This window comes from Nonomuraea sp. KM90, assembly GCF_052246675.1.
Classification (GTDB): Bacteria; Actinomycetota; Actinomycetes; order Streptosporangiales; family Streptosporangiaceae; genus Nonomuraea.
Map to the genome: position 1 here is coordinate 21,261 of NZ_JBQQCB010000079.1, position 17,206 is coordinate 38,466.

18 protein-coding genes are annotated in these 17,206 nt (G+C 72.6%); 8 read left to right on the forward strand and 10 right to left on the reverse strand.

Translation table 11 applies throughout. From position 1 onward, the window contains the following. Window positions 1-76: 76 nt before the first annotated feature. Window positions 77-1,099, forward strand: a complete 1,023-nt coding sequence (locus tag ACTWPW_RS44115; RefSeq protein ID WP_375114170.1) for a zinc-dependent alcohol dehydrogenase family protein — start codon at window positions 77-79, stop codon at window positions 1,097-1,099. A gap of 19 nt (window positions 1,100-1,118) precedes the next feature. On the opposite strand, the gene ACTWPW_RS44120 is transcribed toward ACTWPW_RS44115, so the two are convergent. Continuing rightward, window positions 1,119-1,982, reverse strand: coding sequence for a LysR family transcriptional regulator (locus tag ACTWPW_RS44120; protein WP_443172236.1), 864 nt, complete (start codon window positions 1,980-1,982; stop codon window positions 1,119-1,121). A gap of 115 nt (window positions 1,983-2,097) precedes the next feature. On the opposite strand from ACTWPW_RS44120, the gene ACTWPW_RS44125 reads away from it, so the two are divergent. The 3 genes from ACTWPW_RS44125 to ACTWPW_RS44135 are packed head-to-tail and all read left to right on the forward strand — an operon-like array spanning window position 2,098 to window position 3,897. Further along, on the forward strand, window positions 2,098-2,757 hold the full coding sequence (locus ACTWPW_RS44125) for a dihydrofolate reductase family protein (protein ID WP_375113912.1): 660 nt from the start codon (window positions 2,098-2,100) through the stop codon (window positions 2,755-2,757). Then, the gene (locus ACTWPW_RS44130; RefSeq protein WP_375113913.1) at window positions 2,754-3,329 is read left to right on the forward strand and encodes an NADPH-dependent FMN reductase; all 576 of its coding nucleotides are present in this window, start codon (window positions 2,754-2,756) and stop codon (window positions 3,327-3,329) included. The genes ACTWPW_RS44125 and ACTWPW_RS44130 overlap by 4 nt, the downstream gene beginning before the upstream one ends. Continuing rightward, a complete protein-coding gene (locus tag ACTWPW_RS44135; protein ID WP_443172237.1) occupies window positions 3,319-3,897 on the forward strand; it encodes a hypothetical protein in 579 nt (192 codons plus the stop codon). Before ACTWPW_RS44130 ends, ACTWPW_RS44135 begins: the two co-directional genes overlap by 11 nt. Window positions 3,898-3,930: 33 nt before the next feature. Here ACTWPW_RS44135 and ACTWPW_RS44140 read toward each other — a convergent pair whose 3' ends face one another. Then, complete coding sequence (locus tag ACTWPW_RS44140; protein WP_443172238.1) at window positions 3,931-4,677, reverse strand: maleylpyruvate isomerase family mycothiol-dependent enzyme; 747 nt, start codon at window positions 4,675-4,677, stop codon at window positions 3,931-3,933. Between the two features lie 205 nt (window positions 4,678-4,882). Between ACTWPW_RS44140 and ACTWPW_RS44145 the strand changes: the two genes are divergently transcribed. Continuing rightward, window positions 4,883-6,445 (forward strand): choice-of-anchor I family protein, encoded by a 1,563-nt coding sequence (locus ACTWPW_RS44145; RefSeq protein WP_375113916.1) that lies wholly within the window; start codon window positions 4,883-4,885, stop codon window positions 6,443-6,445. Between the two features lie 57 nt (window positions 6,446-6,502). Here ACTWPW_RS44145 and ACTWPW_RS44150 read toward each other — a convergent pair whose 3' ends face one another. The 5 genes from ACTWPW_RS44150 to ACTWPW_RS44170 all read right to left on the reverse strand — a co-directional run bounded on the left by ACTWPW_RS44150 (window position 6,503) and on the right by ACTWPW_RS44170 (window position 11,117). After that, entirely contained in the window at window positions 6,503-7,018 is a 516-nt protein-coding gene (locus ACTWPW_RS44150; protein WP_443172239.1) for an XdhC family protein, read from the reverse strand. A 137-nt stretch (window positions 7,019-7,155) separates the two neighbouring features. Beyond that, window positions 7,156-7,539, reverse strand: a complete 384-nt coding sequence (locus ACTWPW_RS44155) for an arsenate reductase family protein (RefSeq protein ID WP_364131383.1) — start codon at window positions 7,537-7,539, stop codon at window positions 7,156-7,158. A 32-nt stretch (window positions 7,540-7,571) separates the two neighbouring features. Continuing rightward, a complete protein-coding gene (locus tag ACTWPW_RS44160; protein WP_443172240.1) occupies window positions 7,572-9,563 on the reverse strand; it encodes an MFS transporter in 1,992 nt (663 codons plus the stop codon). A gap of 119 nt (window positions 9,564-9,682) precedes the next feature. After that, window positions 9,683-10,138 carry a MarR family winged helix-turn-helix transcriptional regulator gene (locus ACTWPW_RS44165; protein ID WP_375113919.1) on the reverse strand — a complete coding sequence of 152 codons (456 nt, stop codon included), beginning with the start codon at window positions 10,136-10,138 and terminating at the stop codon, window positions 9,683-9,685. A 64-nt stretch (window positions 10,139-10,202) separates the two neighbouring features. Next, window positions 10,203-11,117, reverse strand: a complete 915-nt coding sequence (locus tag ACTWPW_RS44170) for a LysR family transcriptional regulator (protein WP_375113920.1) — start codon at window positions 11,115-11,117, stop codon at window positions 10,203-10,205. 110 nt (window positions 11,118-11,227) lie between these two features. On the opposite strand from ACTWPW_RS44170, the gene ACTWPW_RS44175 reads away from it, so the two are divergent. Both ACTWPW_RS44175 and ACTWPW_RS44180 read left to right on the forward strand, forming a co-directional pair. Continuing rightward, window positions 11,228-12,040, forward strand: a complete 813-nt coding sequence (locus ACTWPW_RS44175; protein ID WP_375113921.1) for an isocitrate lyase/PEP mutase family protein — start codon at window positions 11,228-11,230, stop codon at window positions 12,038-12,040. 63 nt (window positions 12,041-12,103) lie between these two features. Then, entirely contained in the window at window positions 12,104-12,952 is an 849-nt protein-coding gene (locus tag ACTWPW_RS44180) for a phosphotransferase (RefSeq protein WP_443172241.1), read from the forward strand. A gap of 28 nt (window positions 12,953-12,980) precedes the next feature. On the opposite strand, the gene sigJ is transcribed toward ACTWPW_RS44180, so the two are convergent. Further along, window positions 12,981-13,868, reverse strand: a complete 888-nt coding sequence (sigJ, locus tag ACTWPW_RS44185; protein WP_375113923.1) for an RNA polymerase sigma factor SigJ — start codon at window positions 13,866-13,868, stop codon at window positions 12,981-12,983. Between the two features lie 175 nt (window positions 13,869-14,043). Here sigJ and ACTWPW_RS44190 point away from each other — a divergent pair, with 175 nt between their 5' ends. Continuing rightward, window positions 14,044-14,919, forward strand: coding sequence for an NmrA family NAD(P)-binding protein (locus ACTWPW_RS44190; RefSeq protein WP_443172242.1), 876 nt, complete (start codon window positions 14,044-14,046; stop codon window positions 14,917-14,919). On the opposite strand, the gene ACTWPW_RS44195 is transcribed toward ACTWPW_RS44190, so the two are convergent. Together ACTWPW_RS44195 and ACTWPW_RS44200 are read right to left on the reverse strand one after the other, a co-directional pair. Then, window positions 14,920-16,485 (reverse strand): phosphodiester glycosidase family protein, encoded by a 1,566-nt coding sequence (locus ACTWPW_RS44195; RefSeq protein WP_443172243.1) that lies wholly within the window; start codon window positions 16,483-16,485, stop codon window positions 14,920-14,922. Between the two features lie 150 nt (window positions 16,486-16,635). After that, entirely contained in the window at window positions 16,636-17,127 is a 492-nt protein-coding gene (locus ACTWPW_RS44200; RefSeq protein WP_375113926.1) for an RrF2 family transcriptional regulator, read from the reverse strand. Window positions 17,128-17,206: the final 79 nt, after the last annotated feature.

Here is a 17,206-nt window from a genome sequence, read left to right on the forward strand (position 1 = left end):
AATTACGATAACCATCAAAGTTTGACAGCAATCGTACTTTCCGCTTGAGTGAGCCCCGGAAAGGACGGTGTGCGTGATGGTCAAGACGGTACGGTTCCACGAGCTCGGCGGGCCGGATGTGCTGCGGCTGGAGGACGTGGAGGTCGGGCGGCCCGGTCCGGGCGAGCTGCTGGTCCGGGTGGAGGCGATCGGCCTCAACCGGGCCGAGGCGCTGTTCCGCGGCGGCAACTACATCGAGCCGGTCAAGGAGTTCCCCGCGCGGCTCGGCACGGAGGCGGCGGGCGTGGTCGAGGCGGCCGGGCCCGGCGTGACGGGGTTCGCGGCCGGGCAGCCGGTCAGCGTGCTGCCGGCGTTCTCGATGAACGACTACGGCGTCTACGCCGAGCGCGCGATCGTGCCCGCCGCCGCGGTGGTGCACCGGCCCGACGGGCTCGACGCGGTGGCGGGCGCGGCCGTGTGGATGCCGTACCTGACGGCCTACGGGGCGCTGGTGCAGGTCGGCGGGATGCGGGCCGGCGACACGGCGGTGCTGACCGCGGCCTCCAGCAGCGTGGGCCTGGCCGCGATCCAGGTCGCCCGGCGCGTCGGGGCGGTGCCCGTCGCCCTCACGCGTACCGGCGCGAAGAGGGAGGCGCTGCTCGCGGCGGGGGCCGCCGAGGTGATCGTCACGAGCGAGGAGGACGTCGTCGGGCGCGTGCTCGGGCTGACCGGCGGGCGGGGCGCCGAGTTCGTCTTCGACGCCGTCGCCGGCCCCGGCGTGGTGGACCTGGCCCGGGTGACCGCCCCCGGCGGCACGCTCTTCCTGTACGGGGCGCTGAGCGGCGAGGTGACGCCCTATCCGGCGTTCGAGCTGGGCATGCCCGCGCTGAACCTGCGCACCTACACCGTGACCCGCGAGACGACCGCCGATCCCGAGTTGCTGCGGCGGGCGGTGGCCTTCGTCTCCTCCGGGCTGCGGAGCGGCGCCTTCCGGCCCGTCGTGGACCGCACGTTCGATCTGGAGGAGATCGTCGAGGCGCACCGGTACATGGAGGCGGGCGCCCAGGTGGGCAAGATCGTCATCACCGTCGGCCCGGGGCGGGCGGGCCGGGCGGGGTGACCAGCGCCGGACCGGCTTCCTACGGGGCGGCGTCCTGGATGGCCTGGATCAGCGCGAGGGTGGCGGGCGGGTCGGGTGGATCGCCGTAGGTGACGGCGTAGATCCGGCGGGTGAAGCCGGCGATCTCGGTGGTGTGGATGTCGGGCCGGCGGTGAGCCTGCAGCGCGAGTCCGGGCAGGGTGGTGACGCCTGCGCCGACGGCGACGAGGGCTTGCACGACGACCATGTCGTCGCTGAGCGACGCGATGCGTGGCGTGAAGCCTTCTTGCCGGCACAGCGCGATCAGCTCGTTCTGGCACCGCTCGCACCCGCCGATCCAGGCGGAGTGGCGATGGTTCGCGATGCTGTCGTCGGGCCGCCGGCTCACGAGGTGGACCGGGTCGTCGCCGACGTGGACGAGGCGGAATCCCTCCTCCTCGACCGGAGCGTCGGCGTACCGGAAGATGAGCGCGACGTCGATCTCGCCTTGCCGCAGCATCTGCAGCGCCTCGACCGGGTGACGGTCGATCAGGATCAGCTCGAGTCCCGGATGCTCCTGGGCCAGCGCGGCGGCCGCCTTCGGCACGATCGTGCTCAGCACCGACGCGTTGGCGGCCAGGCGCACCCGCCCCGCCCGCAGTCCGACCTGCGCCGCCAGCTCGCTGGTCGCCGCGTCGACCCGGCCCACGATCTCGATGGCCCGGTTGGCCAGCAGTTGCCCTTCCGGGGTCAGCCGGATCCCCCTACCCACCCGCTGGACGAGCTTGACGCCGGTGGCCGCCTCCAGGCGGGACAGGTGATGGCTCACCGACGGCTGCGAGTAGTGCAGTTCCCTCGCCGCTTCGGTCACGGACCCGTGTCGCGCCACCGCGGCCAGCACCTTGAGATGGACCAGGTTCAGCATAGATAGAAGATATCAATGTAAATCTCGAAGTATTGGCATTAGACGTCATCTGTGCATCCGGCCATGCTCTGTGTGAGGCGCCGGACAGCGGCGCCGGACCGACTGAGGAGGCACGATGAGCAAGCTCAAATGTCACATCTCGATCTCGCTGGACGGTTTCGTCGCCGGCCCGAACCAGAGCCAGGAGAACCCGCTGGGCGAGGGTGGCGAGCGGCTGCACGACTGGGTGGCCGCGCTGGCCGCCTTCCGCCGGGCCCACGGCGGGCAGGGCGGCGAGGTGAACGCGAGCACGCCGGTGTTCGAGGAGTCGCTGCAGAACATCGGCGCCGGGATGATGGGCCGGAACATGTTCGGCCCCATCGGCGGGGGCGCCTGGGGCGACGAGCGGTGGACGGGCTGGTGGGGTGACAACCCGCCCTACCACTACCCCGTGTACGTCCTCACCCACCACCCGCGCGATCCGGTGGAGATGGCGGGAGGGACCACGTACCACTTCGTCACCGACGGCATCGAGGCCGCGCTGGAGCAGGCGAAGAAGGCCGCCGGCGGCCGGGACGTCATGCTGTGGGGCGGCGGCCAGGTCGTCGCGCAGTACCTGGCGGCGGGGCTGCTGGACGAGCTCGAGCTGCACGTCGTCCCGGTGCTGCTCGGTGGCGGGTCGCGCCTCCTGGACGACCTCGGGGGCGCCGATGTGCGACTCGAGCAGGTCCGGGCCGTCGAGGCGCCCGGCGTCACCCACCTCAAGTACCGGATCCTGCCGGGCGCCGCGTCATGATCGACGTGGCGATCATCATCGGCAGCACCCGGCCCGGACGCAAGGGCGACGCGGTCGCCGGGTGGGTGCACGACCGTGCGGCCGAACGCGGCGACGCCAGGTTCGAGGTGGTGGACCTGGCCGGCTTCGCACTGCCCTCCCTGGACGAGCCGATGCCGGCGATCACGGGCCAGTACACCCGGCCGCACACCCACACCTGGGCGGCGAAGATCGCCTCGTTCGACGCGTACGTGTTCGTGACACCCGAGTACAACCACTCGGCACCCGGCCCGCTGAAGAACGCGATCGACTTCCTCTACGCGGAGTGGACCAACAAGGCGGCCGGGTTCGTCGGCTACGGAAGCGCCGGCGGCGCCCGCGCCATAGAGCACCTGCGGCTGGTGATGAGCTGTCTCCAGGTCGCGCACGTCAGCGCACAGGTGGAGCTGTCGCTGTTCACCGATTTCGCGGACTTCACCGTCTTCCAGCCGGCCGGCCGCCACGAGGACACCCTGACCACCCTGCTGGACCAGGTCGTCGCCTGGAGCAGCGCACTGAAGACCCTGCGCGAAGGAGAGCACCATGGAGTCTGACCGCCTGCAGACCTTCATCGACGAGGTGGGCCTGGTGGTGAGCGGCACCGCCGACGAGCACGAGATCACGGCGCGGGTCGCCGAGCTGCTGTCCGCCCTGCTGGCCGGCGGTTACCGGCTCCCGCCGGAGGTGACCCGGTCATCGCCGGCGCGTCACCTGACATATCCGCTCCACATCGCTCCCGATGGCAGCTGGTCGTTGGCGTCCGTGGTCTGGGACGTGGGCCAGCGCACCAACGTGCACTCGCACGAGACGTGGGGCGTCGCCGGCATCTACGCGGGAGTCGAGCACGAGAGCCGCTACCTCAAGCCGACACCGTCCACCGAGGGCGCGCCGCTGACGCCGGCCGGCGAAACGCGGTGGGAGCCGGGGCAGGTGACCGTCTGCTGCACCACCGACGACGACGTCCATGCCGTCGCAGCCGTCGGCGGCGAGCCCACCGTCGGCATCCACGTCTACGGCGGCGACATCGCCACGATCAGACGGCGGGAGTACGACCCCGCCACCGGCGAGGCCCGCTGGTTCGTCTCCGGCTGGGACACCCCTGAACCGGCCGCTGCCCTTTGAGAGCGTCGATGACGAGCACGGAGCTTCCGGAGGTTACCGCGTCGCCTCCTTGAGCAGGTCGCCCAGCCGTTTCACCAGCTCGGGGTCGCCGTCGAAGGTCAGCGCCGCGCCGTCGGCCCGCCTCCACAGCCACAGCAGCACGTCCTGGGGTGCGCCCGAGATGGACGCCTCTCCTGGGTCATCGTCCCTGGAGACCTCGACGCCCGAGGCGGCCAGGCGGACGAGCAGGCGATCCGCTCCCGCGGCGATCGACACCGCGCGCCCGTCCGCGCCGGCGAGGGCGGCACCGAAGTCCTCCGGCCACTGGCGGGAGGCGAAGGCGAGGAACGTCACGAGGATCTCATCGATGCCGTCCACGGCCAGGTCGGTCGGGATCGGCGTGATGGGTTCGCCGGCCGCCAGCTCGGCGTCCACCCGGTGCACCGCCGTCTCCAGCGCCATCCTGCGGGCCCAGAAACCAACGGTCTGGTCGGGGTCGTACCACGTCAGTGCCTGCTCCTCCGGTTTCCGGGAGGTGAGCTCGCCGCGCAACCCGGCCATGGCGCGGTCCAGGTACGCTCCGGGGCCGTTCGGGTCCGGCTCCGGCGGCCAGGGCTTCGGCCAGGTGCCGCGGCGCATCGTCTCGACCTTGTGCAGGAAGGTGTCGCCGACGTGCTTGAGCAGGTCGGCGGTGGTCCACCCCGGGCAGGAGGGCACCGGGGCGGCCAGGTCACGGGTGGCGGTCTCACGCATGCGCGCGTGATCCAGCTCGATCAGGTGCAAGTACCGGTGCTGCTCCATCCGCCAAGTCAAACACAGGCGCCCGGGCGCGGCACTGCCGCCCGCCCCCGCCGGCCTTCTGGATCGCGACCCCGCCGAGCGGCCTCGGGGCCGGTGCGGGCGGAGCTGCCGAGGGGACGCGGAGGGGCAGGTCGTCAGCCGCGGTTCAGACGGTGGTCATCTGTACGGCGGAAACCAGTCATGAAATATCGTGACACTCCGCCACATGCGTACCACCACCCCACTGTGCTTGGCGGCGGCCACCATGTCCGTGCTCGCCATGTTGCCCGCCACCACCGCCGCCGCTCGGGCCGAGCGCTCCGGCATCGAGTTGTCCCTGCTCGGCCGCTACTCCGCCGGTGCCGTCGGTGCCGGGGCCGCGGAGATCACCGCGTACGACGCGAAGACCAGGCGCGTCTTCGTCGTCAACGCGGAGCAGGGCACGGTGGACGTGCTCGACCTGCGGAACCCGCGGGCGCCGCGCAAGGTGGCCACGCTCGCCACGCCCGGCGCCAACAGCGTGGCCGTGCACGACGGTCTGGTGGCGGTCGCCCAGCAGGCGGCCGACAAGACGGCCGCGGGCACTGTCGCGTTCTTCGACGCCCGGACCGGCAAGAAGCAGCGTGAGGTCACGGTGGGGGCGCTGCCGGACATGCTGACGTTCACCGCCGACGGTCGGCGGGTCGTCGTGGCGAACGAGGGCGAGGCCGCCTCGTACTGCACGGGTGCCGTCGACGACCCCGAGGGGTCGATCAGCGTCATCGACGTGCGGCGCGGCACCGTGCGCACCGCCGGGTTCCGGGCGTGGAACGGGCAGGAGGACCGGCTGCGCGCCAAGGGCGTGCGGATCAGCGGGCCGGGGGTGAGCGCGGCCCAGGACCTGGAGCCCGAGTACATCACCATCGACAAGGGCACCGCCTGGGTGACGCTGCAGGAGAACAACGCGCTGGCCGTGGTGGACCTGGAGCGGGCCACGGTGCGCGACATCGTGCCGCTCGGGCTGAAGGACCACGCCCAGCCCGCCAACGCGCTGGACGCCTCGGACCGCGACGGCAAGATCGACATCCGTACGCACCCGGTCAAGGGCATGTACATGCCGGACGCGATCAGTCACTTCGGCGACCGCGGCCGTACCTACCTGGTGACCGCCAACGAGGGCGACAGCCGCGACTGGGAGTGCCACACCGACGAGGTACGCGTCAAGAGCGCCGAACTGTCGCCGACGGCGTTCCCGAACGCGGCCGCCCTGAAGCAGGACGCCGAGCTGGGGCGGCTGACCGTGTTGTCCGACTCGCCGAAGGACGCCGACGGCAGGTACACCGAGCTGCGCGTGTTCGGCGCCCGGTCCGTCTCGGTCCGCGCCGCCGACGGGTCGCTGGTCTGGGACTCCGGCAGCGAGCTGGAGCGGCTCGTCGCGCGGGAGCTGCCCGGGCAGTTCAACTTCGACAACGAGGAGAACGACTCCTTCGACTCCCGCAGCGACAACAAGGGGCCCGAGCCGGAGGGCGTGGCGGTCGGTGAGGTACGCGGCCGCACGTACGCCTTCGTGGGCCTGGAGCGGGTCGGCGGCGTCGTCACGTACGACCTGTCCAACCCCCGCAAGCCCGCCCTGGCCGGGTACGTCAACACGCGCGACTTCGCCGGCGACGTCGAGGCGGGCACGGCCGGGGACGTCGGCCCCGAGGGCGTGCTGTTCATCGACGCCCACGACAGCCCGACGCGCAAGCCGCTGCTGGTCGTCGGCAACGAGGTGAGCGGCACCACCGCGGTGTACGAGATCAGGTCCTAGCCGGTGCGGGCCGGCGCGCGTGGGACTCCCCTCGCGCGCCGCACGGCTGGAGAAGGCTCAGAAATCGAAGCCGCCGGGGCGGGCGTTGCGGTCGGCGATCAGGCCGGCCAGGGTGGCGACGGCGATCTCGGGCGGGGTCTGCGAGCCGATGTTGAGGCCGATGGGCCGGTGCACCCGGGCGATCTCCTCCGGCGGCACCCCCAGGTCGGCCAGCGCTCGCACGTGCGGCGCGGTGTGGCGGGGGCTGCCCATGATGCCGATCCAGCGGGCGGGCGACTTGAGCAGGTCGCGGAGGACCGGGCCGATCTCCTCGCGGTGGTGGTCGGTGAGCACCACGTCGGCGGTCGAGTCGACGAGGTCGCCGAGCTCGCGCACCGCCGCGTGCCCGTCGAGGCCGCGCGCCGGGTCGGGCTCGACGAGGATCGGTCGGTAGCCCAGCTCCGCCCCGAACCTCAGCAGGCAGTCGGCCACCGGCGAGGCGAAGACGGCCACCAGCGTCCGCCCGGTCTCCCCGGCCGGAGCCTCGGCATGGGCCACCTCACACGCCGGGTCTGATTCGTGGGTGTGGGTCATGTGGGCAGTCTGACACGAAGTCATGCGCCCTCGCCCGGACGCCACCGCCACAACCGAGAGGCACGCACGGAGTTTGTCGAGCACGCGCCACCGTCACGGGCCGGACGCACTCCCGCAGCCCGTCGAGCGCGCCGCCGTCACCTGCCGGAGGCGCGTGCGGAGTCCGTCGAGAGCACGCTTCGCACGGCCTCCTCCGAGCGGCCGATCACCGTCGTCCCGTCGTCGGCGGTGATGATCGGCCGCTGGATCAGGATCGGGTTCTCCGCCAGCGCCCTGATCCACCGGTCCCTGGCCCGCGCGTCACGCGGCCAGCCGTCCATGCCGAGCTCGGCCGCCTTCGCCTCGCCGGTCCTGGTGATGTCCCACGGTTCGAGGCCGAGCCGGGCCAGGACCTCACGGATCTCGCCCTGGTTCGGGGGATCCTCCAGGTAGCGGCGTACGGTGTAGTCGGCGGCCTCGGCGTCCAGAACGGACAGCGCGGAGCGGCACTTGGAGCACGCGGGATTGATCCAGATCTCCATGACCCACGACCCTACCGATCGATTGGCACCGCTCAGCGCTCCGCGAGGTTCTTCACCCAGAGGGAAACGCTCTGCATGAGCACGTCGAGCTCCTTGCGCAGCACCCCGTTCTCCCTGGTGAGCTCCTCGTTCGCGCTGCGCAGGCCCGCGTTCGCCGCGCGGAGTTCGGCGTTCTCCGCACGCGTCCAGAGCAGTTCGGCCCGCTCGTCGGCGGAGAGCCCGCCGTTGCCGGGCCGCGGGTCGTGTCCCGGGCTTCGCCCCGGGTCGTGCCGCTGCGGGCGGAAGGGGTCGGCGGGCGCCTGGTGACGGCCGGTGCCGGCGTCGTGCGAGCGGAACGCGTCCCCCCAGGGGCCCAGCTCCTCGTGCCCGCGCTCCATGGCCCGGGTGGCCCGGGCGGTCAGCCGGGCCACCTCGGCCTGCGCGGGAGGCAGGAGCGCACCGCCCTGCGCAAGAGGCAGGGGCGCACCGCCCTGCGCGGCCGGCCCGGGCGGCCGGACCTGCTCGCCATGCCCACCGGGACGGGACACCTCCGCCGTACCGAACGCCGCCCCCGGCCCAAGTGCCACCACGGGACCGGCGGCGCCGGCCGGGCTGAGGACGTCGTCCGCCGGATGGGAGGCCGCGGGGGCGGTGGGGTGGGGCTTGGGGAGGGTGAGCGTGACCAGGGCGGCCACCAGGGCGACACCGCAGCCGAGCAGCAGCGCGGTACGGAATCCGGACTCCGAGGGCAGCGCGTGCCCGCCCACCGTCACCGTCATCTGGGCCAGCACGACGCCGACCACGGCGGCCGACACCGAGGTGCCGATGGAGCGCATCAGCGTGTTGAAGCTGTTGGCCGAGGCGGTCTCGCTCTGCGGCACGGCACCCATGATCAACGCGGGCATGGCCCCGTACGCCAGGCCGACACCGATGCTGGCGACACACCCGGCGATCATCAGCCCCCAGGCCCAGTCCATCAAGCCCAGCGCGGCACCGTACCCGAGCGCGATGATCAGCACACCCAGGAACAGGCTGGTCTTGGGCCCCCGGGCGGCCGACAACCGGGCGCCGAGCGAGGCAACGGCCATCATCATCAGGCCGGACGGAGCCAGCCAGAGCCCGGCGGCCAGCATCGACTGGCCCAGGCCGTACCCGGTCGCCTCGGGCAGTTGCAGGATCTGGATGAGGACCAGCGACTGGGCGTACATGGCGAAGCCGACCAGGATCGAGGCCAGGTTGGTGAGCAGGACCTGGGGCCGCGCGGTGGTCCGCAGGTCGACCAGCGGGTCGCGGACGCGCAGCTCGTAGAGGGCCCACAGCAGCAGGACCAGCACCGCCGCGCCGAGCAGCCCGAGCGTGGTGCCGCTCCCCCAGCCCCAGTCGCCGCCCTTCGACACGCCCAGCAGCAGGCAGACCAGCGCCGCCCCCAGGCCGAGCGCGCCGACGACGTCGAGGCGGCCCTTGGCGCTCACGGGCGTGGCCGGCACCAGCAGCCAGATCAGCACGGCGACCAGCACGCTCAGCACGGCCGAGCCCCAGAACAGCATCCGCCAGTCCGCGTACTCCGCGACCGCCGCCGAGAGGGGCAGGCCGAGCGCGCCGCCGATGCCCATCGAGGAGCTCATCAGCGCGATCGCCGGCCCGACCCGCTGGGGCGGCAGCAGGTCGCGCAGCGCGCTCACCCCGAGCGGGATCATGCCCACGCCCAGGCCCTGCAGGCCACGTCCGGCGATCATCGGGATCAGGGAGCCGGCCAGCGCGCACACCACCGAGCCGGCGATGAGCGGCAGCGAGCAGATCAGCATCATGCGGCGCTTGCCGTACAGGTCGCCGAGCTTGCCGACCACGGGGGTGGCGACCGCGCCGACCAGCAGCGTCACGGTGATCACCCACGACGTGTCCGCCGCCGTGGCGTCGAGCAGCCGGGGCAGCTCGCCGACCAGCGGCACCACCAGGGTCTGCATGAGCGAGCCGACGATGCCGGCCACCGCGAGGACGCTGACGATCCCGCCGCCGGGGCGTCCGGCAGGTGCGGAGTGCACCATATGTCCCCCTTTGCCCGATTATTCCGAATGCACCATACACACCTCATGCCTCTTGCACAACTTATGCATGATGCACATCACTGGATGGCCTACGGGGATGATCGGGCGGGCCGCCCGGTTCACGGGCGGGGCCAGGGGCGCCCTTCGAGTCGCTCGATGTCGGAGTTGAACCGCTTGAGGTAGGCGGCGAAGGTGGCGGCGTCCTCGGCGCTCCAGCCGGCGAGCACCTTCTCCAGGCCCCGGAGGTTCTGCTCGCGCTCGCTCCGCAGGCGCTGCTCGCCCTCCTCCGTGACGCGGAACTTGCGCGCGATGCCGCCCTCGGGGTCGGGGATGCGCTCCACCAGCCCGGCGCGCATCATCGCGGAGGTCTGCCGGTTGAGGGTGGAGGGGTCGAGCCGGAACGCCTCGCTGAGCTGCCCGATCGACATCGGGCCGTCCAGCTCCAGGCGGCTGAGCAGGATGTACGCGCTGCGGTCGAGGCGCTCGCCGTCGGAGCGGGGCCGGGAAGGGGCCAGGTAACGGTGCCGCCCGAGCAGCATGGTCTCGTACTCGATGCACTCTGTGGGCTTGCCCATGGCCGGTCTTTCGTCCCTCCCTCGACGCGAAAGTGCATCATACACAAGGCGTGCAGGGTGCACATCATCGCAGCAGGCCCGGCGTGCGCTCCTTGAGCAGTTCGACGAAGGCCGTGGCCAGCCGGCCCTGGTGGCCGCGCCGCCTGCGTACGACGACCACGGGCAGGCCGGCGTCCATGTTCTCGATCTCGATCGCCCGCAGGCTGCCGATGCGCAGCTCCTCCCGGACGCTGCTGGTGGGCATGAGCGCGACGCCGAGACCCGCCTCGACCAGCCTGCGCTGCGCGGTCAGGCTGTCGATCCGGGTGATCGAGGGGTTCACCAGCCCATGCGCCGGCAGGTGGCGTTCGAGCAGGTGGCCGAAGGAGTCGGACTGGCCCCGCGCGGGCGGGAAGCCGAGCCACCGCTCCCCCTGCAGCGCCCGCAGGTCGGGCAGCCGGCGGGCGGTCACCGGGTGCGAGGCGGGCACCACGACCAGGAGCTTCTCCGTGCCGAGCGGGATCGACTCCAGCCGCGGGTCGGCGTCGGGGAAGTAGCGCAACCCCAGCGACGCCTCGCCGCTGCGGACGAGCGCGCTCACCTCGCGGCTGGTCGCCGTCCGCAGCTCGACCGCCGCCTCGGGGAACTCCGCCTCGAACGTGCGCAACGCGTCCACGATGTGCGAGTCGGCCAGGGTGCCGACGATGGCCAGGGCGAGGGCCTGCGGGCCGACGGGCGCCCTGGCCGCCTCGCGTACGGCCCGCTCGCCGTCACGGATGGTCGCGAGCGTGGCCTCCGCGTACGGCAGCAGCGCCCGCCCCGCGTCGGTGAGCACCACCCGGCGCCCGGCCCGCTCGAACAGCTCCGCCCCCAGCGACCGCTCCAGCTCCCGGATCCGGCGGCTGATCGCGGGCTGGGACCGGTTGAGCCTCCTGGACGCCTCCGTGAACCCGCCCCACTGGGCGATGCCGACGAACGCCTCGATCTCCTCGACCGTCATCACAATCCATAAGTTTTCCTGATAATGAGGATTCATGCTATGCATTTGACTGATGGCTTCGGTAGTGGCGAGAGTGAGTCGATGACACCGGCCCACCCAGGGAGCGCATCATGACCGATCAGACGGAGCGGGCGGCCCGCTTCCGTGCCCTGCACGAGCGCCCGGAGCCCTTCCTGCTGCCCAACCCCTGGGACGCGGGCACGGCCCGGCTGCTGGCCGGCCTCGGCTTCGAGGCCCTGGCCACCACGAGCCTCGGCGTCGCGAACACGCTCGGCCGCCACCGCGCCACCCGGCAGGACGTCCTCGACAACTGCCGCGCCATCAGCGAGGCGACCCCCCTGCCGGTGAACGCCGACCTCGAGAACGGCTACGCCGACGACCCGGCCGAGGCGGCGAAGATGATCGCGGACGCGTGCGCGAGCGGCGCCGTCGGCGCCTCCATCGAGGACGCGACGGGCGACCGCCGGGCGCCGATCTACGACTTCGGGCTCGCCGTCGAGCGGGTGCGGGCCGCCGTCGAGGTCGCCCGCGGCCTGCCGGTCCCGCCCGTCCTGACCGCCAGGGCCGAGAACCTGCTGTACGGGGTCGCGGGGCTCGACGACACCATCAGGCGGCTGCAGGCGTTCGAGGCGGCCGGCGCGGACGTCCTGTACGCGCCCGGCCTGCGCACCCTCGACCAGATGCGCGCGGTCGTGTCGTCGGTCGGCCGGCCGGTCAACGTCGTGATGGGCTTCGCGGACCCGTCGATCACGCTGGAGCAGCTCGGCGAGATCGGCGTGCGGCGGGTGAGCATCGGGGGCGCGCTGTCCCGGCTCGCGCTGCGCTCGTTCCTCGACGGCGCCAGGCAGATGCGGGAGGGCCGGTTCGGCTTCGTCACCGAGATGGTCTCGCTCCCAGAGCTCCACCAGGCGTTCAACCCCTGAGCCCCGAAGGTCTCCGGCCACGTAAGATCAAGGGTTCCGCCGCCTCCACACCCGAAGGGTCCCATGAACTCTCACGCCTACGCGGAGCCCGCCCCGTCCCTGCCCGAGATCCCGCTCGCCGGCGGTGACGTCACCGAGGGGGTCGTGCGCGTCGGCGACACCGTGCGCCGTCCGGTCGGCCCCAACTCCCCTTTCGTCCACGCGTTGCTGCGCCACCTGGAGGCGGTCGGGTTCCCGGGCGCCCCGCGCTTCCTCGGCATCGACGCGGCCGGCCGCGAGGTGCTGACGTACCTGCCGGGCGAGGTCGCCGGGCGGCCGCGGCCGGCGTGGCTCGCCGACGAGAAACGGCTGGCCTCCGTCGGGCGCCTCGTACGCGACTATGACGACGCGGTCGCGGGTTTCGTGCCCCCGGAAGGGGTGCGCCCGGAGACGGGCTACGCCGAGGCGCCGGGCACGCCGCCCCTGCCGCCCTATCCCCCGGAGGTGACCGGGCACATGGACTACACGCCCGACAACATCGTCTTCCGTGGCGGCGAGGCGGCCGCGCTGATCGACTTCGATCTCGCCAAGCCGGTCACCAGGGTGGATGAGGCGGTGAACGCGATGTTGTACTGGGCGCCCCTGGGCGACCCCGCCGACGCCGACCCGCTGCTGCGGGAGGTGGACGTGCCGCGCCGCTGCCGGATCCTCGCCGACGCCTACGGGATGTCGGACGTCGACCGCTCGCGGGTCGTCGAGGTGGCCGTGCTGCGGAGCCGGCGGTCGTGGTTCCTGATGAAGCAGGCGGCCGAGGAGCAGGGCGGAGGGTGGGCGCGGATGTGGGACGAGGGCGTGGGGGACCGGATCAAGCGGCGCGAGGCCTGGCTGGACCGCAACGGCCCGGCCATCGACGCGGCCCTGAAAGCACCGTGACCCCGGCCCCTCGCGCGCCCGTACGGGGTCATCCGCCGGTCCTGTCGGGGATCGTGCCGAGCTTGTCGGGGTTGCTGACCACGTAGACGTCACGTACCTGCTCGCCGTCGAGGTCGAGCACCATGACGGCGAACGGCGCCTCCTGCTCGAACACGACCACCGAGGGATCGCCGTTGACCTGCCGGTACTGGATGTCCACGCCCTGGTTGGCCCGCGCGTTGGCCACCAGCACGCGGGCGACCTTGTCGCGGCCGCGGATCTGCCGTGGCCCGCCCGCCGCCGACTTCCCGCCGCCGTCGGCCCAGAGCGTGACCTCGGGCGCGAGCATCTCCATCAGCGCGGCCAGGTTCCCGCCGAACGCGGCCTCGATGAACCGCTCGGTCACCGCCTGGTGCGTGCGCCGGTCGATCCTGGCCCGGGGCCGCCGCGCCCGTACGTGCTCGCGGGCCCGGTGGGCGAGCTGGCGGACCGCGGCCGGGCTGCGGTCGATCATGGAGGCGATCTCGGTGTGCTGGTACGCGAACACCTCGTGCAGGACGAACACCGCCCGTTCCAGCGGGCTGAGCGTCTCCAGCACCACGAGCATCGCGAGCGACACCGACTCCGCGCGTACGGCCGGCTCGGCCGCGTCGCCGTCGGTGACCAGCGGCTCGGGAAGCCACGGACCCGGGTAGGTCTCCTTCCGCCTCCGCAGCGCCTTCTGGTGGGCGAGGGCCTGGTTGACCGCGATGCGCACCAGGTAGGCACGGGGGCTCTCGACGCGGGCCAGATCGACCGCCGACCACGCGAGCCACGTCTCCTGGAGCACGTCCTCGGTGTCGCCGACGCTGCCGAGCATGTTGTAGACGATCGAGAACAGCAGCTCGCGCTGGCCGGCGAAGACCTGGGAGGCGTCGGGTGTGGCGGTGTCATGCATCAGAGAACTCCTTGTCAGCACGCATACCCCCTCAAGAGGTCCTCCGGGCCGGCAAGTGTGACATCGGCCGGGTGAGGCGCGTCACACCGGCGGCCGGGGACGTCACACTCGCGCCCCGCTGGCCCTCTCAGGACGCCGACACATCCGTCAGATCGAGCTCGAAGGAGTGCACGGCATGACCGTCCTCGTCACAGGAGCCACCGGCACCGTCGGCCGCCAGGTCGTCCGCCACCTGCTCGGGCGCGGTGCGAAGGTCCGCGCCCTGACCCGCGATCCCGCCGCCGCCGTCCTGCCCGCCGGCGTGGAGGTGGTCGCGGGCGACCTCACCGACGCCGGGACGCTGGAGCCGGCGTTCGACGGCGTCACCGCCGTCCATCTGATCAACTTCGGCGGCGGCTACCGGCCGTTGCCGAACGGGGAGGAGATCGTCGACCTCGCCGTACGCGCCGGGGTCCGCCGGGCCTCGGTCCTGGTCGGCTGGCAGGAGGGCACCCTGGAAGCCGCGGTCAGGGCCGGCGCCCTGGAGTGGACCTTCCTGAACCCGGTGCAGTTCATGGCCAACTTCCTCGTCGACTGGGGCGGGCCGCTGCGGGCCGGCGACCTGGTGCGCGAGCCGTACGGCGACCGCAAGAGCCCGCCGGTCGACGAGTCCGACATCGGCGCCGTGGCCGCCACGGTGCTGACCGAGGACGGCCACGCCGGGGAGTCCTACCACCTCACCGGCCCCGAGGTGCTGACGGCCCGGCAGATGGTCGCCATCATCGGCGAGGCCACCGGCCGCTCGCTGCGGTTCGAGGAGCTCACCCCCGACCAGGTGCGCCAGGAGTGGAGCATCCCCGGCCGGCGACCCGACCTGTCCGTCTTCCGGGTGCTCGGCCAGGCCGCCTCGTCCGGCGCCGCGGATCCGGTGGAGCTGCTGCTGCAGCTGTACGGGACGCCGAACGAGTACGGCACCACGCTGACCGACCACGTGGAGAGGGTCACCGGCCGGCCGCCGCGCACGTACGCGGAGTGGGCGCGCGAGCACGCGCACCACTTCCGCGCGGCGTGACTACGGGCGCACGAGGAAGACGTTGCCCAGGGAGCGCTGGCCGGTGGCGTCGGAGGGCCGGTTCACGATGCCGGCGGCCGAGGTGACCATGACGCTGGAGCCGCCGCCGTCGAGGTTCATGGCCTCCCGGGCACCGAGCAGCTTCATCAGCTCGGCCGTCTGGGCGATCCCGAGCCCCTCGCTGTAGCCGTCCTGCCGCCCGTCGACCACCACCAGCATGAGCCGCCCCCGGTCGTCCACGCCGATCGCCGACCGGGGGTTGGCCCGCACGGCCCAGTTGTAGGTGAACGTCTGGTCCGTGCCCTCGCGGATCAGGCCGTCGGCCGCCGCGTTCACCGACACCCGGCCGTCGCGTACCAGGGTGGGGCCGACCTGGAGGATCGTGGTGTCCGGGGTCAGCGCGACGCGCCGGCCCCGGCTGTCCTCGACGCGCTCGCTGACGCGCAGCCGCTCGCCGACCTTCGCGTGGCCGAGCAGCCAGGCGGCGCTGTCGCCGATCGCCTGGACGGTGGACCCGCCGGCGGGGACGCTCGCGCCGCGCGAAGCGTTCACGGCGGTCACCTCGCCGCGCGCGTCCAGCACCGCTTCGGCGCCCACGCCGGCCGGCGGCGTGCCCCATTCGGGGGTGAACAGCACAAGCTCGCTGCTGTCCGTACATTTCAGGTCGTGCTGTGGCTTCTCGGTCGGCTGGTCGCCGCCGACGCCGCCGCAGTTCCAGATCTCGCCCGGGACCCGGTTGACGCCGTCGATCTCGGCGCTGTCCCGCCCGGCGCGCAGGGTCACGTGGGCGGTGTAGGCGTCCACGTCCACCGAGCGGCCGCCCTTCGTGATCCTGATCCCGCCCCGGCCCTGCGTGGCCGAGCCGATCAGCCTGCCGTCCTTGACGTACATGCCGCCGGGGGCGCTGTTGTAGAACCACTGCGCGTTGATGCCGGCCACGGCGCCCGCCGCGGCGGCGAGGTCGGTGAGCTTCTCGGTGCCGTTCAGCGCGGGGCCGAAGTCGGTGCCGACCGTGCCGCCGAACGCGCGGAAGTCCACGCGCAGCACGTGCACCTTCTGCGGCGCGCCCGCGTCGATGCCGTCCTGCGCGGTGTAGCGCGTGCCGCCGGCGAAACCGGCCGCCCTGAGCCTGGCGAGCGCGGCGGTGGCCTCGGCGCCGGTGGCGTACTGGCCGACGCGGACGATCCAGCCGAGCGTGCCCGCGGGACGGTCGGCGAACGCGGGCGAGGCGACCTCCTCGACCCGCGGCTCGAACCCCTTCTCCCGCACCGCCCCGGCCACCCTGTCGGCGATCTCCCTGGCCCCCAGCGCGGTGGCGGCCGTGTTGAGCGGCCCGTCGACCGTGCCCGGCAGGTACACGTGGACGGTCCAGTGGTCGCCGGCGTCCTTGGCCCCGAGCGACATCGAGGTCAGCGTCACGCCGGGCGCCACGGTCGTGGTGACCGGCGGCGCGCTCAGCGGCAGCCGCCCGCCGAAGAAGGAGTCCTGCGGGGTGGCCACCGCGGGCGCGCCCGCGACCAGCAGCGTCACGGCCGCCGCGACGGCGGAGAGGGTGTTGCGGTGCATGTACGTCCTCTGGTTCCAGAGCGAAATAGGTGCGCTGGCAGTCAAGGACTTCCGGATGGCCCCGAACCCAACGGCAGGCGCTGCCCGCGAAGCACCCAGGTGAACAGCGCCCGGTTTCGCGCGGAAGGCCGCGACGGGCGGGCCCGGCGGTCAGCGGTGGGGTGCGGGTCGCGTGGTGGCCGCGATGCGTGACCGGGTGCGGGCCGGGGCCGTCGGGGGCAGTTCGGCCAGGATGTCGGCGAGCGAGACGCCGGCCAGGCTCCCCCGCCACGCCTCGTGCGCGTCGGCCATCCTCACCGCCAGGACGCAGGTTCGCCGGCAGTCCTCGACCGGCAGCGCGCCCACGCCCTGCCGCCGGATCTCGCGGCACTCGTACGGCGACGACGCGCCGTCCACCGCCTCGACGATCGCCAGCAGCGTGATCTCGGCAGCCGGCCGCGCCAGCCGGAACCCGCCACGCGGCCCGGTCGTCGCGGACAGCACCCCGGCCCTGACAAGCGCCTGCAACTGCTTGGCGAGATAGGGCGCCGGGAGGTCGTAGTACTCCGCGAGCTGCGCCGCCGACGCGGTGGCTCCCGGATCGAGCTGCGCCAGCGTCGTGGCGCAGTGCAACAGCCATTCGGTGCTCACGGGCAGCTTCACGGCACTCATTCTATCGCGGATATTGAGGATCTGTTAAGTCCGAGATATGGTGGCGGTGCAACGAGTGAAGGAGAGATCA

Bases quoted from the DNA above. Each gene is read 5' to 3' on its own strand.
- ACTWPW_RS44115 (WP_375114170.1), top strand. From the start codon at position 77: ATGGTCAAGACGGTACGGTTCCACGAGCTCGGCGGGCCGGATGTGCTG.
- ACTWPW_RS44120 (WP_443172236.1), bottom strand. From the start codon at position 1,982: ATGCTGAACCTGGTCCATCTCAAGGTGCTGGCCGCGGTGGCGCGACAC.
- ACTWPW_RS44125 (WP_375113912.1), top strand. From the start codon at position 2,098: ATGAGCAAGCTCAAATGTCACATCTCGATCTCGCTGGACGGTTTCGTC.
- ACTWPW_RS44130 (WP_375113913.1), top strand. From the start codon at position 2,754: ATGATCGACGTGGCGATCATCATCGGCAGCACCCGGCCCGGACGCAAG.
- ACTWPW_RS44135 (WP_443172237.1), top strand. From the start codon at position 3,319: ATGGAGTCTGACCGCCTGCAGACCTTCATCGACGAGGTGGGCCTGGTG.
- ACTWPW_RS44140 (WP_443172238.1), bottom strand. From the start codon at position 4,677: ATGGAGCAGCACCGGTACTTGCACCTGATCGAGCTGGATCACGCGCGC.
- ACTWPW_RS44145 (WP_375113916.1), top strand. From the start codon at position 4,883: ATGCGTACCACCACCCCACTGTGCTTGGCGGCGGCCACCATGTCCGTG.
- ACTWPW_RS44150 (WP_443172239.1), bottom strand. From the start codon at position 7,018: ATGACCCACACCCACGAATCAGACCCGGCGTGTGAGGTGGCCCATGCC.
- ACTWPW_RS44155 (WP_364131383.1), bottom strand. From the start codon at position 7,539: ATGGAGATCTGGATCAATCCCGCGTGCTCCAAGTGCCGCTCCGCGCTG.
- ACTWPW_RS44160 (WP_443172240.1), bottom strand. From the start codon at position 9,563: ATGGTGCACTCCGCACCTGCCGGACGCCCCGGCGGCGGGATCGTCAGC.
- ACTWPW_RS44165 (WP_375113919.1), bottom strand. From the start codon at position 10,138: ATGGGCAAGCCCACAGAGTGCATCGAGTACGAGACCATGCTGCTCGGG.
- ACTWPW_RS44170 (WP_375113920.1), bottom strand. From the start codon at position 11,117: ATGACGGTCGAGGAGATCGAGGCGTTCGTCGGCATCGCCCAGTGGGGC.
- ACTWPW_RS44175 (WP_375113921.1), top strand. From the start codon at position 11,228: ATGACCGATCAGACGGAGCGGGCGGCCCGCTTCCGTGCCCTGCACGAG.
- ACTWPW_RS44180 (WP_443172241.1), top strand. From the start codon at position 12,104: ATGAACTCTCACGCCTACGCGGAGCCCGCCCCGTCCCTGCCCGAGATC.
- sigJ (WP_375113923.1), bottom strand. From the start codon at position 13,868: ATGCATGACACCGCCACACCCGACGCCTCCCAGGTCTTCGCCGGCCAG.
- ACTWPW_RS44190 (WP_443172242.1), top strand. From the start codon at position 14,044: ATGACCGTCCTCGTCACAGGAGCCACCGGCACCGTCGGCCGCCAGGTC.
- ACTWPW_RS44195 (WP_443172243.1), bottom strand. From the start codon at position 16,485: ATGCACCGCAACACCCTCTCCGCCGTCGCGGCGGCCGTGACGCTGCTG.